This is a genomic window from Pseudoalteromonas issachenkonii, from assembly GCF_002310795.1.
Classification (GTDB): Bacteria; Pseudomonadota; Gammaproteobacteria; order Enterobacterales; family Alteromonadaceae; genus Pseudoalteromonas; species Pseudoalteromonas tetraodonis.
Map to the genome: position 1 here is coordinate 2,083,585 of NZ_CP011030.1, position 17,466 is coordinate 2,101,050.

Sequence of the window (17,466 nt, forward strand, 5' to 3'; positions counted from 1 at the left end):
GCTTAGTAACTGTCTTCAGTAAATTAATGTTACATCTATATTCTTGAGGGGGTTATGAAGCAACCCCACTCTTGAACGATAAAAAAGCTAAATGTGCTGCCTTACCTGAACTGTAATTATCTAGATGACTCATCTTGTAACCTGCGTACAATAAACCTTCAAAAAAATAAAAACCCCAATCAACACAGAAGTGCTTACTTAATAACCCCTCATCTTTCGCAAGTTTTATCAATTCTCGTATCTCGTTATCTTGCTGTTGTATACGAACTTGAAGCTTTTCACTTTTCTGAAACATCTTCTCGAATTTTTGCAAAAAAGCGAATTCCTCGTATAACGGCAAAGTATTTTCGAATACAAGCCTAATAGCATCCAATGAGTCTTTAGCTTTATTTTCAACGGACATATTTACTTCATCAAAGCGGTCTAAACAATATAACGCAATCTCTTCTTGAAGCGCTTCCTTATGCTTAAATTGGCGGTACACCGTTGCTCTACCAACTTCAGCCCTTTTAGCCACGTCAACTAGCGTTGAGTCCTCATTTTGAATAAACAGTTTTAACCCCGATTGAATAATTTTTTTTCTCGAATTATTTGTTCTTGCATCCATTTTATGAGACAGCCTTGTATCATCTATTAAGTTCCATTATGATACAGCAATGTCTCAAAAGTTAAAAATGAATTCTGTGGAGCAAGAGAGTGAATAGACTAATCGGTATTGACTTTGCAAGAGCGTTAGCGCTCTTTGGTATGGTTATTGTCAACTTTAAGTTAGCCATGAACGCCGATATTGGCACACCACAATTAATAGAGTTTGCGGCTCTATTCGAAGGTCGGGCTTCGGCTTTGTTTGTTATATTAGCGGGTATAGGTATTGCGTTTTTAACTAAAAAATGTGTTACCAGTGAATCACTTGAACACATCAAGCAAGTAAGAACCTCTTTGATAAAAAGGTCTGTTTTACTACTTTTGATTGGCTTGGCTTTTACACCTATTTGGGAAGCCGACATCTTGAAATTCTATGCATTCTATTTTTTGATAGCTGCATTATTATTTACTCTTAGCAGCAAGAAACTGCTCAGTGCATCTATCGGTTTTGTTTTTGCATTTCCATTAATGTGGCTATTCTTTGATTACGAAAAAGGATGGGATTGGCTTGAGCTTAGTTATTCTGGTTTTTGGACAACTGAAGGAGTGATTAGACACCTTTTCTTTAATGGTTATCACCCAGTTTTACCATGGTGTGGTTTCTTGTTATTTGGCATATGGTTGGGTAAACAAGATTTATCCAATGCTAATGTAAGGAAGTCTTTGTTTACATGGTCTTTAAGTATTTTACTTATTGTAGAAGCAAGCTTCTATATGCTGAGAATGTGGGCAGGAGATGACCCGTCTATTGGCATGTCAAAAGATGAAATTGAGTTTTTGTTAACCACGTCAATAATACCGCCGTTGCCACAATATATGTTTTCAGCTGCAAGCTCTGCCGTTCTTGTTTTGCTGGTTTCTCTAAAACTAGCAAGTGTATTTCCTACCAACCGGTTAATTGAGTGGCTAAGCAAAACTGGGCAGTTAACGTTAACTCTGTATGTAGCACATGTCATTATTGGCATGGGAATTCTTGAGGCAACTGGCTTACTCGTTAATCAAACCATAGACTTGTCAATATTTGCGGCATTGGTCTTTTGCATAATTAGCATAATTTTCAGTGTGTTTTGGCTCAAGTATTTTAAACACGGGCCTTTAGAATGGATTTTTAAAAAATGCACTTAGTAGGCCAAAACATTGTTTTAAAAAACTAAAACTATTGAGACTGTTAGCTGTTTAATTAGGGTAAATAATGCTATGTCGATAGTAACAATCAGGAAGTTAATAAAAGCATCCTATAGGTATTACCTTTTGCATCTACTTTTATTATCTTTCGGCTGGCCGACTCAAACCTTGATAAGTTTGCTATGGGTAAGAACGTTGTTGAAGTAGAAAAGAAGCTCGAAAAAGTAGTGCCTAAAGAGTTTAAAGATAAAGCAGAATAGATCCGTAAATAAAAAACGTTCATTTAGCACGATTGTTAATACTAAACCTCAATTATCAGGCTTATAAGAATAAGCTCAATGATTAATTCGTATTCCAGTGTTGCTTTTTTGTTTATTCAAAGTAGGTGTCTAACTTTGGCACCTTTCATTTTTCATACCTTGTAAATCAATTCAAATAAAATCTGTTTATTCGTGATTTGCCGTAATTATTGGAACATTTTCAAAGTATTAATTTCACAAGCGTCAATCCTTTAGTTATGCTGTTGAGCATTATGAAATTTTATTACGAGAATTCCTATGCTACCAATACTTCGTATCTTGTTAATTGAGCAAGATCCAGTCACCTTACAAGAGCTTTCAACGAATCTGTCGAAGACCATTGTCAATTTTGAGCGAGATGATATTCATATCGATATTATTGAGCGTCTTGAGCTAAAACAAGCGTTGGACATTGTAGAGGAAGATGGTGATATTCAGGCTGTAGTGCTTAGCTGGGATTTGCAAAATAAGGTTGGCGAACGCACTTATAGTCGCTTTATCGAGCAGTTAAAAGGGATCCGCCTTGAGCTGCCTGTTTATGTTATTGGCGATGATACGAAGGGGCTTGAAATCGTTAATGAGTCGGAGGAGATTGAGTCTTTCTTTTTTAAAGATGAGGTAATTTCTGATCCTGAAGCAATTTTAGGCTATATGATCAACGATTTCGATGACCGCTCAGAGACCCCATTTTGGACTGCGTACCGCCGCTATGTTGGCGAAGCAAACGATTCTTGGCATACACCGGGTCATAGTGGGGGTTCTAGCTTTAGAAACTCACCTTACATCAAAGATTTTTATCAGTTTTACGGCCGCAATGTATTTGTTGGCGACCTGTCGGTTTCGGTAGACTCGCTAGGTTCATTGTCAGACAGCACTAATACCATTGGTCGCGCTCAAGAATCAGCGGCGGCGACGTTTGAAGTTAAGCACACCTACTTTGTTACAAATGGTTCATCTACCTCAAATAAAATCATTTTGCAGACACTCCTGCGCAAGGGAGATAAAGTAATTGTCGACCGTAATTGCCATAAATCAGTACACTATGGCATCTTGCAATCAGCTAGCTACCCCATTTATTTGGCGAGTATCTTAAATCCAAAATATGGCATTTTCGCGCCACCATCGTTGGCCGACATCAAGTTAGCAATTGAAAACAATACTGATGCTAAATTACTAGTGCTTACCGGTTGTACTTACGATGGCCTGCTTAGCGACCTGAAACAAGTCGTGGATTATGCTCATCAATATGGTATTAAGGTATTTATAGATGAAGCCTGGTTTGCATACTCTTTGTTTCATCCTAGCTTTCGTCATTATTCTGCGATACATGCAGGGGCTGACTACATTACGCATTCGGCGCATAAAGTAGTATCGGCGTTTTCTCAAGCGTCTTATATTCATATTAACGATCCCGATTTTGATGCCGATTTCTTTCGAGAGATTTATAGTATCTACGCTAGTACATCGCCTAAATATCAGCTTATTGCATCGCTTGACGTATGCCAAAAGCAATTAGAGATGGAAGGCTATAAGCTGCTCAATGCGCTGCTAAATCATGTTGAGGAGTTTAAACAACAGATGGCCTCGCTTAAGCAAATTAAAGTATTAGCTAAGCAAGACTTTATGGAAATATTCCCGCATTTTAGTGGTGATAATATGGGTCACGATCCATTAAAGATCCTTATTGATATTAGTGAGCTACCTTACTCATTAAAAGATATTCATAAATATCTACTGGATGAAATTGGGCTAGAGATAGAAAAATACACACACAGCACCATTTTGGTTTTACTGACGCTTGGCGGCACACGCTCAAAAATAATTCGTTTGTACAATGCATTAAAAAAGCTAGATAGCGGTAAAGTAAAACTATCGAAATCGACGCGTAGAGCTCGCTTACCTGAAAATTTACCAGCCATAGACTTGGCGTGTATTCCAAGCGATGCTTTTTATGGCGACCGCGAATCTGTGCCTATTAGCAAAAGTAACAACCGCATTTGTGCAGGTTTAGTTACTCCATACCCACCGGGCATTCCGCTTTTAGTCCCAGGTCAGCATATCACTGATGATCATGTTGAATATTTGCAAGAGTTGGCAAGCCAAGGACTGACGATACAAGGCAATTTCGATGGTGAAATTTATGTTCTTAAGGGTAAGGTTAAGAAGTAACGGTATAGGTTTAATACTATCTCGATAATAATACCAATCTGCTTATATACGGGGTCTATTTAACGTTAAGAAAATTACGCTAGAACTAGGCAAAAATTTTTGTATCTAGTTGTTCTAAATAAAAAATTTTTAACGACGTTATAGTGCAATTTAATTCGTTAAATTGATCAAAGATTTATGCAGGTTGGTATAATTACTGGTGGTAGTGTCGCAAGACATTGCCGCTGTAACGGTATTGATAAGTAAAATACAAAGTGGAATAAATCATTTTTGTAAATGTTAACTAATTATAGTTAAAAAAAAGCAAGCCAGGTGGCTTGCTTTTAGCGTCTTTAAATACACACACTTATAGACTCGATTTAACTATAACCTTTAAAATCTATAGCTTGCGCCAAATGTAATACGGCGGTCTGTAATACCTTGGAAACAAAGTAAAGCACCTTCGTTTACACAAGACTGGCTAACTTCTGACTCAGTTAAGTTAACGGCTTCAATACCGATATTTAGCTGATCGTTCACATCATAACTTATGCTGGCATTAAGCTGCCCTCTGTCTTCTTGTACAACAGGGAAACCCCATGGGAAGCTTGAAGTGCTACCAAAGTCAGTTGAACGGTACCCTTCGCGCCACGTGTAACGCGCTCGAGCAGATAGACCGTATTTCTCATAGTAAAATGTGATGTTATATGCGTTTTCTGACAGATCAATGAGTGATTGCTTAGCACTGATGTCTGCATCCGGGTTACCGGTTGTTAATGCAAAAACAGCATTTGCACGACTCGTTGCGGTGTCAAATGATTCACCACCAGAAAATTCTTGATAGGTGTAGTTAGCAACAACACCAAAACCTGATGCCCAGCCTAGCTCTTTTTCAAAATTTGATAAGTCGTATTGAGCTGCAAGCTCGATGCCTTGCTGTGTTGTTTCGCCAGAATCATTAATAGTAGTTTGTGTTGGTACACATAACCCTACACCAGCATCTGGGCCAAATACGTTTATGTCAGCAATTGGGTTAAATATGCCGCCGCCTTCACATTCTGGACCATTTGTATCGCGAAAGCCTGTGTTTGGGTCTTCAAATGGGTCAACTTGCTGTGTAACGTGCAAATCGCTACGTGTTTTATGAAAGTACCCCACACTTAATAAAGCAGCGGGTGCAAAATACCAATCAGTGGATATATCGAAAGAGGTTACTTCTTCTGGTTCTAAGCCTGAGTTACCTATTGAAACTGCACTATTAGGGCTGGTGCCAAACGTAACGGATGTAGATAGGTCATCAAAATCTGGGCGTCTGATATCTTTTGACCAACCTAGACGAACAATCACATCTTCACTTACATTCGCGGCTAAATTAAATCGTGGTAAAAAGAAATCGTAATCACCTTTTGACGTTACTTGAGTCACCAGTTCGTTGCCACTTCCATCTTGAGTAACAGAGTTACCTAGCGATGTAACTTCAGTCTCTAAATAACGTAAGCCAAAGTTACCGCGAAACATGCCATACTCAAAATTAGCTTGTGCATATAAGGCATGTGTTTCTTCTTCAATATCAAAAAACGCATTTACTTGAGACGTTGGTGAACTTATTGGACCACGATCAGAACCTGTTATTGCATTATTAGCTTCAATCGCTTGGTTAAGTGCTGCTAATACAGCTTGTGGATCAGAGGATGCAAGCTCTGGGTTTATAAGTAAGAAATCACGAATATAAAGTGCTCGCCCATCACCATCATTAAAGTTATCTGGGCCCGCTGTTAATAATTGTGCAAATAAATCACCCGTTGGGCTATCAGCCATATTTCTTAAACCAACGTTAGAGCGAACTTGATCCGACATACTGCTCGTTTTACTGTAGCGGTAACCAAAATCGACTGACGTTATTACATCATCTAAGTAATATGTAAAATCTGTACGAAACGCATCTTCTGTATTTTCTGACTCATCTTGCCCTTGGTTTACGTCACGTAGAACAACATTTGCAGGGTCGAGTAATTGAGCCATTGTTGGTGCGTTTGCCTCCCCCGTTGCAATACCAAATGTAAGTGCATCACCTGTAAGATCATACTCAAAAGGAGTACCGTTTTCATTTGACGAATTAGTAGCGACATTTGGATTTATAAAATTAAGCGTTGTATTAAAGCTTGGTGTAGTTGAATCAGAACGAGAGGTTGAGGCTTCAACACTTGCAAATAATCTATCGCCTTGCCATTCGCCCCCTATTCTAAATATTTTGCTTTTTGTTATGCGTGAATTAGTATCACTAGAAAAACGTAAATTAGGATCGCCACCACCGTCTTCAACCGGAATAACGCCTCTTACGGCCGCTTGTATGCTGCCTAGGTTTTGTCCGTCAAGTGAACCAAAATTAACTGTTTCAAATTCACTCGGTATTGATACATTTCTAAGATCACTTAGGCCAGATGCTTGTACTCTTGAGCTTTCTTGGCGGCGCTCTTGATCGTTAACAACTGCATCAAAAAAGAATTTCATATTATCGTTTGGTGCATATTCAAATGTACCTGCGAAGTTTTTTGTCTCGTATTCGTAATTATCGTAATCTTGAATTAAAAATTGTACTGGTAGAAAATCAAACGATTGTGCACTTGCAGCACCACTATCAGCGGCTACCGAATTATCTCTATCAGCACGAGGACGAAATGCGGTTACGTCTTGCTCACTGTAACTACCACTAAATACAACACCAAACTTACCGCCAGAATCAAGCTCCCAGTTATCACCCCAAGCACCCGATACCCTAGGAGTAACACCATCTGTTGATAAGCTACTATCTTCACCTTGTACTCTAATTGAGCCTAGAGTTTCATTTAACTGTAACGGGCGAATTGTTTTAAGGTTTATTGTTGCGCCCACAGAGCCTTCGATTGTTTTTGCTTCAGGTGACTTAATTACTTCTACACCGGAGATGATTGCAGCTGATACATCTTCAAAACTAATGCCACTTCGCCCAGACCCAGAGCCAACTGTTGATACGCCGTTCACTTCTGTACGATTAGCATTGGTACCACGAATTTGAACGCCCGTACCTACCCCTGCTTCACGGGTAATTTGAATCCCCGTTACATTTTCAAGTACTTCTGCGAGGTTTTGATCTGGTAGCTTACCAATATCGACAGCCTCAATAATCTCAACAAGGCTATCTGCTGAACGCTTTTGTGCAAGCGCATTTGTAAGCGATTGTCGAATGCCTGAAACCTCAATAACCTCAAGATCGTCTGCAGCTTTTTTTGGAGCTTCTTGCGCCTGTGTAGACAAAGACATACCAAGTGCTGTTGCCGATATAACTGCCAGTGTAATTTTAGATAACTTGTGACTCATAGTTTTTTTCCTGTGTGTGTGAAATGCTATGTTTAACCAGCTACTTTATTGTTTTTATTAAAAGCCCTTAATTATTACAAACCCTTAACTTTATATTTACACCCAACCATAAAAAGGTCAACCTTTTGGTAATAAATTTAGATCAAATATTATGCAATATGTTATTACCAAAATAGAAAACTTAACTAACCTATAATTTAAAATCATAAAGTAGATTTTAAGTTCTTGTTATTTATTGATTTTAAATTTAATTAGAAATTGAGCTGTTAATTACAAGGGTTAAAAGAGTTAGTGTTTTAAAAATGAAATAATTTAGGAAGGAGAAACCGATGATGTTGGGCGTGCTGAATAAATGGCATTATTGGTTAACCAATTTAGTTTTGAGTCAAGAAGCGTTTATTAGAAAGCGAGCTGTGTTGAGTACTATTTATTAGCGCTATTGAAAATATAAAATTGAAGAATTTAGGGATCAAAAAAAGGCGGTAAAACCGCCTTTGTAATGTGATTTAATGTTTAACTATTATTACAGCTTGTAGCTTAAACCTAAGAATAAACGTGGGCCGTAGTCATTCACTTCACCTAAGTTTCCTTCAACAAAGAAATCTTGTGATTTAGGTGCGCTGAACAAGTTAATTGCTTCTGCTTTAACTCTAAAGTGCTCATCAATTTTGTATGATGCGCGCATTTCCCATACGCCTACAGAATCAACATAACGAAGTCGAGTACCATTTGTAGTATATGGTTGGAAATACTCACTACGATATTTGTAAATAACGGCAGTATCAAACCCACCAATTTGGTAGTACAGCTGGCTGCTAAATACATGCTTTGAGAAGCCAGGTACTGAAGCCGACTCAACAATACCGTCAGTTAATTGTGTAGTATTACCGTCTACATCAGTAACAAACGTATCGCCGTATAAGCTATCTTGGAACTCAAAGTCAGTGTCTGCATAGTTGTAACCAAATTTCATACCGATGCCATTATCCCAGCGGTAAGAAAATGAAGCTTCAAGACCTAATATTTCACTGTCCTCGTCTGATGTAACAGAGTTAGTAATTGGTAATGAAACTGTTTCACCGGCAACAGTAAAATCTTCAATTACGGTTTGTTGTTGAAAACCGCCATTGAACTGTTTGTAGTATAAGCTTAACGCTAAGATTGAATCTTCGTTAGGGTACCATTCAAACGCAGCGTCGTAGTTCCAAGACATAAGTGGTTGAGTGTCTGGATTACCAGAACCATTTACACCCACTAATAAATCGCTGATTGATGTTGCTGTACCTTCTGTATCTTCTTGGAATGTACGGCTATAACCTAAATTAGATGGATTTGCGCGTGACATACCACGGTATATACCTGCTCGGAATAAAATATCTTCGCTGTAATCAATAACTAGGTTAAAGCTTGGTAAATACTTAGTGTAATCGCCACCACTTTTTATTTTATCCAGTGAACCGTTATCAGACTCAACTAGAGACAGTACACCGGTATCACTTGTTACAACATCAAAGCTATTTCTAAAACCAATCGAAGTTACATCTGTGTCTACAATACGAAGACCAAAGTTACCGCGAATGAATTTGCCAAACATTTCAGTATCGTAGTTAGCCATTAAGTACACTGATGTTGTTTTTTCTGTTACATCAATTGTACCTGCATTTTCATATTCCACTTCTGGGTAAGCAAACACACCATCAGCGTTAGAACCAGCTACAGCTTGTGAGAAACATACGTTGTCGTATGTAGCCCATGATGAACCTGTACCGCTAGCTACAACGTTACCGTCGCTATCAATATTTGTTACGATATCACCATCAGATACACTCGATAAAAAGCCTGATTCAGGGAAATCGATTTGACAACCTTGTAATACGTCAAGCGCTTCAGTACCAGAGTCTAGTGTAAATTCGTTTCTTGAACCGTTACCTTGGCTACCACCATACTGTAGGAAGGTCATTTCAGATGTTCTAATACCACCTTGAATACTTGTAAAAACGTTGCCATCTAGCGCATAGTCAAAATCTAGTCGCGCTGAGATAACTTCGTTTTCACGAACATTTTCACGGTCAAGTCGTGTTCTTAGGCTATCTGTAAAGTTTGAAATATCTGTTACGTCAAAATCTGTCAGTGTGAAATGAGGAATTTCATCGCCCATATCCCAAGAAAAGAAATTGCGACCTGATGTTCTACCACGGTTAGATATTTGAAGTTCTTCACGTTCAGTTTTTGAATACGCTAAATCTAAGTCAACAGTTAATCTATCGGTAACTGTATGTTCTATATTTATGCCGTAACCTTGGTAGTTTTCTTCACGAGAAAATTGCTCACCCGCTGATTCAATACGCTCTTCACCTTCCCAATGTAAAATACCGCCTACATCGTTAGTTACAAGTGTTGGACCGGTTACACCTGGTGTTGCACGTTTTTGTAAAAAGATTAAATCGTGGCGTGCTTCTTGTTGTGTTCTATCTGAAATCTGTGCATCAAAGTTAACATCCCAATCAGCTGACGGTTGGTATTGCAGTGCAAAAAATACTGCATCACGTTCATCAGATGTCTCGTTTTGGCGAAAGCTTCGGCTACTGCCAGTCCAAGCATAAGGAGTCCCATCACTTACTGCTTTACCTGTTTCTGGATCAATTTCTGTATCGTAACCTTGGTTACTACTGCCATTAACTTGGTCTTCACAGTCGCCTGCGCTGCTGCGATAAAAACCTTCATTGGTATTAGTCGGATCGTTTAAACACGCCCACAATGAAGAACCTGATGGGCTAGAACTTCTGTATTCAGCCTCTGGTTGACTAATTTCTTGGCGCTGCACACCAAAAGACACACCAACGGCTTGGCCGTTATCAAATTCAAACTGATCAACATAACTAAACGTGCCACGGTAACCCGCGTCACTTTGCAGCGAGTTATCTACATTACCTTCGTCTGGGTTGTAATTTAATTTAACCTCAGCTGATACACGTTGTTTGCCAAAATCAAGTGGAGTTATAGTTTCAAGTGCAATAACACCTGCAACACCACCTTCAATCATTGACGCATCTTGCGTTTTATATATCGCTACTTTTTTTACAAGTTCAGAAGGGAACTGCGAAAAGTTAACTGAGCGGTCACCACTACCATTAGTCGCTTCACGACCATTAATGTGTGTTGCACTTAAAAATGGACCAAGACCACGGATAGTGATTTCTGTAGCACCACCGTTTTCACGGTGAGATGCAGCACCTGTAATTGATTCTAGTGCTTCACCGATAGACAGTGCTGGTAAATCACCAATATCTTCAGATGACAGGCCATCAACTACCGTTGTTGCTTCACGTTTAATTGCTATTTGATCTTGTATCGTTCTACGTGTACCTGTAACACTAATTATTTCAACGTCTTCTTCAACTTCTGTCGCTTTTCCCTGATCTTCCTGTGCGCTTGCTGTAAATACGCAAGAACTTGCCATACCTGCGATGACCGCTGTTCTTACCCATTTTGCAACTGGGCGCATTGCAAACTGCCCTGTTGTAGAATTATTGTTATCTCGTGACTTCAACGACATTTGAATTCTCCGCTGGTTGTTGTTGTGTGATTTTAGTGTGTTAGCTTGTTATGCTGATGTATATTTTATGTGACCTTTGACATTAATATACTTAAACCCAGCACGATGATCAACCAATTTGACGTTTTAATATTACCATAAGGTATACCAATTTTAACTTAACGGCATTACCAGTAGGTCAGGCAGGTTTTTTACTAGAATATATATAGATCTAAACTAGTCGATAAATGGGTAATGTAGGTTGAGAAAAGTGTGGTGATTATTAATAAATAATAAAAAAGCCCCAAATTTGGGGCTTTTAAAAGTTAACTGATTAATTGGTTACTTAATCGTTTTGTATTTTCCATGTAGATCCAACACCTACTTCAGATGATTGAATATAATGAAGACCTTTAGCACCTGCCTCTGCCTGAAGGCCTGCAGGGTCAGTTTCTAATAACGTACTTGCTGCTGTAACGTACTCAAGCACTTCTTTACCGTTAGTTGCTGGGTCTTGGTCAATTGCACCATCAGTATCGAATGCGCCATTACCATTTAGTTTTCTGATTTCAACCCAGTCACCGCTTGCATCGCCTGATACTCGACTATCCATATAACCAAAGTTGTTACTTAGCACCGAACTATCATGATTAATTAAGTCACAGTCATATTCAAAAGCATGGTCACTATCAAGTGTATTTGGGTAAAATAGGCCTTGAGTTGTAGCACTGCTGCTTATTGTATCTGCGTCTGTTTGATCACCTAAACCGTTTGCAATTAAATTTCCATTAAAGTTTATAACAAACGCATTTTTGGTCAGCCCATAGAGTACCGGCGCATTCGCTGCGGTTAACTCATCACAATCACTTGTTGGTGCTTTAGGGCCTATTTCCGTACTAAATACAATAGGTTGCTGTGAATTCAAAACCGTATTGTTTGTTACATTTAGTGTAAAGTCGCCAGCCGCATCAAGTACAGCTTGGTTACCCGAGTTTGGCACACCGCCGTCAGCTTGCGAAAATGGATTTGCCGTAAATACAATACCGCCCGCTTCTTTATTGCCAGAACGAATACCTGCAATGTAGTTGTTACTCACAGTGTGACCAAGTGGTGTGATTAATATACCCGCTGGGCGATCATCAGAGCTTGCAATATCGGTAGTTCGAATAATAATGTTATCTGTAACACTGTTGAAGCCACCATCTTCTAGTGAAATACCACCATTAGGATTCACGATTGTATTGCCTTTGATGGTTGCACCAGAAGTTTGTACACGCATTAAACGACGACCTGTTACAAAGTTTTCTACGCGGTTATACTGAATAGTAAAGTTTGCGTTATCAGCTGCACCGCTACCCGTTGTGCTACCTGCATTGATTAAATATAAACTTGATTGACCAAAGTTTGGATTATCACTGTCACTAAATAAATTATATTGAATAACGTGATCAGAGCTTGATGATGATATTTTTATCACAGACCCTTTTTCTGCTACATTTCGATTAGAGAATGTATTTCGCTCAACCAACGCACCTTGACCTTTTATCATCAGCCAATGGTATTCAGAGTTATTGAGTGTCGCTTCTTCTCCATCCATCGTGTTTTGCGAAAAAGTAAAGTTATCCCCTTCTGAGTAAATAACAGCACCTTCTTCGGTTTGAATCGCCCCGAGTTCATCGGAGACCAGTTTGTTTAAGTCAGGCCACTTTACCTGACTCGTTTAAATTATCATAGTAGTCTGTTTCATATTGAGCTGGTGAAATATACCCAATTGAAGATAATAAGCGTTGATTATTAAACCAATTGACCCACTCTAACGTTGCGTATTCAACAGCATCAACATTCTTCCACGGGCCATTTCTGCGAATAATCTCTGTTTTAAATAATCCATTTATTGTTTCAGCCAATGCATTGTCATAAGAGTCACCCACACTGCCTACAGACGCTTGAATTCCAGCTTCAGCAAGTCGCTCAGTGTATCGTATAGACAAATATTGGCTGCCTCTGTCGCTGTGGTGAATTAACCCTTCGGGGTTGCCACGATGCCAAATAGCTTGCTCTAACGCATCAAGAATAAGCTCTGTGTGCATTGTCGTTGATACACGCCAACCTACAATGTATCGTGAAAAAACATCTATCACGAAAGCGACATAAACAAACCCACTCCATGTGGCAACATAGGTGATGTCAGCTACCCAAAGTTGATTTGGCTGCTCAGCAGTAAATTGACGATTAACTAAATCAAGTGGCTTATCTTGTTGCTCGTCAGGTATCGTTGTCTTATGTGCTTTACCCCGACGAACACCTTGAATTCCCATAACTCGCATCAATCGTTCGACTGTACAGCGGGCGACTTGATGGTCGTCAAGCTGTAGCTGCTTCCATATTTTTCTTGCACCATAAACTGACATATTATCCTCCCACACTTCGCGAATGAGTATTATCAGCTCAGCATCACGCTTTTTGCGGTTAGACAGTCGCTCAGGCTCTCTTTGTATCTGTTTATGAGAATAATACGTTGATGGTGCAATCGGCAATTCCTTGCAAATTGACTCGACACCGTAATGCTCTCTGCAAGCATCAATAAAATCCACTATTACTTCTGTTTGCGGTCGAGCTCCGCTTGGGCGAAAAAAGCGGCAGCTTGCCTCAGGATATCATTCGTTCGCTTGAGCTCTTTATTCTCGCGCTCTAAGACGGCAAGGCGTTCTTCAGTTGATTGCGTATTAGAAGAGGGTTTAGACGGTTGAGCTTGAGATTTCTTGACCCATGCTCTAAGTGTTTCTGGGGTACATCCCAGTTTATCTGAAATCGATACTAGCGCAGCCCAAAGAGAAGGGTATTCATGCTGTTGTGTGGTAACAAGCCTAATTGCACGTTCACGAAATTCTGATGTATAGCGATTTGATTTTTTCATAGTTCCAGTTTCTCAAGTTATTGAGTCTCTGGCAAACACGGGGCGATTCAGTTTCACAAAATGCACCCGCTTTAGTATCTATATTCTTAAAGGTAAGCCCTGTTAACCCAGCGCCATCTACTCCAGCAGCTACATGCACACATACTTCACCACTAAGTACAGGAGTTTGACCTTCTACAGCGCGAAGCGTTACTGCACTGGTTAATAAAATTGCGTCCATATCAGCATAAACACCCGTGTTTAAGCCAATAACATCACCGTCAGCTAAACCGCCACTTATAGCACCAAGAAGTGCTTCAGGGTTACTAACTAATTGTGTGTAAACCAGTGTATCAAGTGAGTTTGTAACCTCACTCGCAAAGCCATCATTATCTGTATACGTGGCTTTTACTGACATTATTGAGCCAGCGTAATCAGAAGGCGTAAATGTTTTACTATTGCTCCCAGCTATTTCAACGCCATCAGCAGACCAAGTATAAGTAACGTTAGCCTCTTCAACGCCGTTGTTATCAGTTACCTCAGCGGTTAACTCGCCATTTGTTAAATAAGGCACTACACCCATAATGGCTACGCTACCGGCTTCGTCAACCGCAACAGCAGAAACAGCAATTGTTTCCTCTGATGTATTATCCTCGATAAACCCATTATCATCTGTATAAGCAACCTGAACACTTACCTTTTGACCTAAAAGTGATGCATCAACTGTAAAGGTGCTCTCTATTGCGCCATCTATCTCTTGTGCGTCAGCAAGCCATTGATAAGTGATATCTCCTGTCGCCCCATCGGTATCATTAACTTCAGCTGTTAATGTTTGTCCGCTTGTAACAGTTCCACTAAGAGCAATAGAGCCCAAGTTGTTGTCATTGTTGTTTGAGTTTGTGTCACAACCAACGATTGCTGCTGCAATAGCGCATAGCGCAAAATGTTTGAATTTCATGGTGGCTCTATTCTCCAAATTTATAGTTTTAATATTTGGCTATCTATTGTGTGTGTTACCAAATAAATCATGTGTTTATTACCAAATTCATTTAAATTGCAAATAAATTGTTAACCAACTTGGTAATATAACCACAATAAAATAAGTTTTTCCACTATCGCCACCTAATTAAATAACAATAAACAAACACCAAGTTAACCTTGGGCTTTTGTTATTGGTTAAAAATTGAATTCAATTGTGAAAAATAACGTTGAAGATACATAGCGTTATAGTAAAAACTTAGTTTTATATAGGGTTTAGTAAGTAATATTATTTAATATATGTGAAGTATTCTTATTTGAAGACAATAAGAAAAGAAGTGAGTTTGTCTAAAGAGGATGATTTACAAAGAGAATTAAAATTAAGGGTAAAAAAAGGGGCAATTTTCTTACCCCTTTTTTTTGAGTACTGTTTTATAACATGGCGTTATTATAAAACTCTACAGGCTCATTTGAGCCCATAGCAACAGGCACACGCTGGTGCAAGCTAGTGGGCGCAATATCTAAAATTCGCGCTCCTCTAGAGGTTGCTTTACCACCTGCGTTTTCAACTAAAAGTGCTAACGGGTTTGCTTCATAAAGCAGTCTTATTTTTCCGTTATCGTTACCACTGCGTTTATCTTGTGGATACAAAAATAACCCGCCTCGGCATAAAATACGATGAACGTCACCTACCATCGCTGCATTCCAACGCATTGAGCTTTTTTCAAAGCTTTCACAGGTGTATAGCAATTTATCAAAATACACTTGTGTTGGTTCGTCCCAGTAACGGTAGTTAGCCATATTTACGGCAAATTCGCGACTTTGTTCTGGCACACTTAACTGCTTGTTTGTCAGTAAGTAACCGCCATGTGTTGAGTCTAACGTATAACAACGCGTAGGACCGCCAGTACTCATTACAAGTAATGATGAAGGGCCGTATAACACATAGCCTGCACACACTTGATTTACACCGGGCTGACTAAATTGCTCGTCGCTATCAAAAGGAACATCATCACGGGCTAAGTAAATAGTAAATATAGTGCCTATTTGCCCATTAACATCAATATTAGAAGAGCCATCTAACGGGTCAAAAGCAACAATAAACTTACCTTCAGGGTGGCCGCCTACCGCATGATCTTCTTCCTCTGATGCAACAGAACGTACGCTGCTATCATCAAGTAGGATGTCTTTAAGTAGTTGGTTTGCGATTACATCCAACTTTTTTTGAACTTCGCCCTGAACGTTTTCATTCAAAGTTGAGCCTAAAACACCGGCTAATTCACCTTGGCTTACTCGAAAAGCAATTTCTTTACTGGTCGCTAAAATTGTGCGAATAAGTAAAATAAGATCGGTATCTACACCGTCTTCTTTCAATACTGTATTTAATCTTTTCATGCGCTATACCTGTTTACACAATTTAGATCGTCAAAGCATTGCTCTAGCCTTGCAACCATACTTTGCTCTGAATGACGCAACCATACACGAGGGTCATAGTATTTCTTGTTTGGCTTATCATCCCCGTCAGGGTTACCAATTTGCCCTTGTAGGTATGCTTGCTTGTCTTTGTAGTAATCTAAAATACCTGTCCAACACGCCCACTGCGTATCGGTATCAATATTCATCTTCACTACACCATACGTTAAAGACTCTGCAATTTTACTGTACTCAGAACCACTACCACCATGAAAAACAAAGTTAATTGAGTTACTTGGTAGATTAAATTTTTCTGATACGTAAGCTTGTGAATCTTTTAAAATAGTTGGCGTAAGAACAACGTTACCCGGTTTATATACTCCATGAACATTGCCAAAAGAGGCTGCAATTATAAAGTTAGGGCTAATACGACTTAAGCGTTCGTAAGCAAATGCAACATCTTCAGGTTGAGTATATAAAGCAGAACTATCTAAGTGTGAGTTATCAACACCGTCTTCTTCGCCACCCGTGCAACCAAGCTCAATTTCAAGCGTCATACCTATTTTTGCCATACGCGTTAAGTAACGTTCACAAATTTCGATATTTTCTTCTAAAGGCTCTTCTGACAGATCAATCATATGTGAGCTAAACAATGGTTTGCCAGTCAGTTCAAAGTGTCTTTCACCTTCATCAAGCAAACCATCAATCCAAGGTAGTAGCTTTTTAGCTGCGTGATCAGTGTGAAGCATCACTGCTACTTCATAATGTGCTGCCACTGAATGTACATATCTTGCAGCACTTACCGCCCCAAGCACAGCTGATTGTTGCTCTGGTAAAGATAAGCTTTTACCACAAAAAAATTGTGCTCCACCATTAGAAAGCTGAATAATAACGGGCGAGTTTTTCTTTTTAGCAGCTTCTAGCGTCGCATTAATAGATGTTGTGCTAACAACATTTACCGCTGGCAACGCATATTGATTAGTACGTGCATGCTCGTACACAGCACTTACTTCGTCGCCAACGATTACGCCTGGTAGTATTGTTGGGGCTAAATAATTCATTTATGAAAT

9 protein-coding genes, 2 pseudogenes and 1 other annotated feature are annotated in these 17,466 nt (G+C 39.3%); of the genes and pseudogenes, 3 read left to right on the forward strand and 8 right to left on the reverse strand.

Annotated features, from left to right (window positions below; translation table 11 throughout):
- Nucleotides 1-52: 52 nt before the first annotated feature.
- Nucleotides 53-607, reverse strand: a complete 555-nt coding sequence (locus PISS_RS09600; RefSeq protein ID WP_028834979.1) for a TetR/AcrR family transcriptional regulator — start codon at nucleotides 605-607, stop codon at nucleotides 53-55.
- Nucleotides 608-696: 89 nt separating this feature from the next.
- Between PISS_RS09600 and PISS_RS09605 the strand changes: the two genes are divergently transcribed.
- The 3 genes and pseudogenes from PISS_RS09605 to PISS_RS09610 all read left to right on the forward strand — a co-directional run bounded on the left by PISS_RS09605 (nucleotide 697) and on the right by PISS_RS09610 (nucleotide 4,238).
- Nucleotides 697-1,770: a DUF418 domain-containing protein gene (locus PISS_RS09605; protein WP_058154908.1), complete on the forward strand. Its 1,074-nt coding sequence runs from the start codon at nucleotides 697-699 to the stop codon at nucleotides 1,768-1,770.
- A gap of 161 nt (nucleotides 1,771-1,931) precedes the next feature.
- Nucleotides 1,932-2,015: pseudogene (locus PISS_RS19045) on the forward strand (endonuclease III); the annotation flags it as partial.
- A 312-nt stretch (nucleotides 2,016-2,327) separates the two neighbouring features.
- A complete protein-coding gene (locus PISS_RS09610; protein WP_058154909.1) occupies nucleotides 2,328-4,238 on the forward strand; it encodes an aminotransferase class V-fold PLP-dependent enzyme in 1,911 nt (636 codons plus the stop codon).
- Between the two features lie 372 nt (nucleotides 4,239-4,610).
- On the opposite strand, the gene PISS_RS09615 is transcribed toward PISS_RS09610, so the two are convergent.
- The 7 genes and pseudogenes from PISS_RS09615 to fbaA form a co-directional block, all read right to left on the reverse strand.
- Nucleotides 4,611-7,574, reverse strand: coding sequence for a TonB-dependent receptor (locus PISS_RS09615; RefSeq protein ID WP_058154910.1), 2,964 nt, complete (start codon nucleotides 7,572-7,574; stop codon nucleotides 4,611-4,613).
- A 523-nt stretch (nucleotides 7,575-8,097) separates the two neighbouring features.
- Nucleotides 8,098-11,130, reverse strand: coding sequence for a TonB-dependent receptor (locus PISS_RS09620; protein ID WP_058154912.1), 3,033 nt, complete (start codon nucleotides 11,128-11,130; stop codon nucleotides 8,098-8,100).
- A 325-nt stretch (nucleotides 11,131-11,455) separates the two neighbouring features.
- A pseudogene (locus PISS_RS09625) lies at nucleotides 11,456-12,769 on the reverse strand (polysaccharide lyase domain-containing protein); the annotation flags it as partial.
- A gap of 37 nt (nucleotides 12,770-12,806) precedes the next feature.
- Nucleotides 12,807-14,026 (reverse strand): IS3 family transposase gene (locus tag PISS_RS09630; protein WP_223230517.1). Its coding sequence is split into 2 segments (ribosomal slippage): nucleotides 12,807-13,738 and nucleotides 13,738-14,026, totalling 1,221 coding nucleotides; the frame shifts between segments, so codons are not numbered across the junction.
- Nucleotides 13,632-13,748: a sequence feature (AL1L pseudoknot), on the reverse strand. Its footprint overlaps the gene before it by 117 nt.
- The gene (locus PISS_RS09635) at nucleotides 13,989-14,963 is read right to left on the reverse strand and encodes a hypothetical protein (protein ID WP_058154914.1); all 975 of its coding nucleotides are present in this window, start codon (nucleotides 14,961-14,963) and stop codon (nucleotides 13,989-13,991) included. Before PISS_RS09635 ends, PISS_RS09630 begins: the two co-directional genes overlap by 38 nt.
- A 452-nt stretch (nucleotides 14,964-15,415) precedes the next feature.
- Nucleotides 15,416-16,378 carry a class 1 fructose-bisphosphatase gene (locus tag PISS_RS09640; protein WP_058154916.1) on the reverse strand — a complete coding sequence of 321 codons (963 nt, stop codon included), beginning with the start codon at nucleotides 16,376-16,378 and terminating at the stop codon, nucleotides 15,416-15,418.
- Nucleotides 16,375-17,457: a class II fructose-bisphosphate aldolase gene (fbaA, locus tag PISS_RS09645; protein ID WP_039489411.1), complete on the reverse strand. Its 1,083-nt coding sequence runs from the start codon at nucleotides 17,455-17,457 to the stop codon at nucleotides 16,375-16,377. The genes PISS_RS09640 and fbaA overlap by 4 nt, the downstream gene beginning before the upstream one ends.
- Nucleotides 17,458-17,466: the final 9 nt, after the last annotated feature.

Bases quoted from the DNA above. Each gene is read 5' to 3' on its own strand.
- PISS_RS09600 (WP_028834979.1), bottom strand. From the start codon at position 607: ATGGATGCAAGAACAAATAATTCGAGAAAAAAAATTATTCAATCGGGG.
- PISS_RS09615 (WP_058154910.1), bottom strand. From the start codon at position 7,574: ATGAGTCACAAGTTATCTAAAATTACACTGGCAGTTATATCGGCAACA.
- PISS_RS09610 (WP_058154909.1), top strand. From the start codon at position 2,328: ATGCTACCAATACTTCGTATCTTGTTAATTGAGCAAGATCCAGTCACC.
- fbaA (WP_039489411.1), bottom strand. From the start codon at position 17,457: ATGAATTATTTAGCCCCAACAATACTACCAGGCGTAATCGTTGGCGAC.
- PISS_RS09620 (WP_058154912.1), bottom strand. From the start codon at position 11,130: ATGTCGTTGAAGTCACGAGATAACAATAATTCTACAACAGGGCAGTTT.
- PISS_RS09635 (WP_058154914.1), bottom strand. From the start codon at position 14,963: ATGAAATTCAAACATTTTGCGCTATGCGCTATTGCAGCAGCAATCGTT.
- PISS_RS09640 (WP_058154916.1), bottom strand. From the start codon at position 16,378: ATGAAAAGATTAAATACAGTATTGAAAGAAGACGGTGTAGATACCGAT.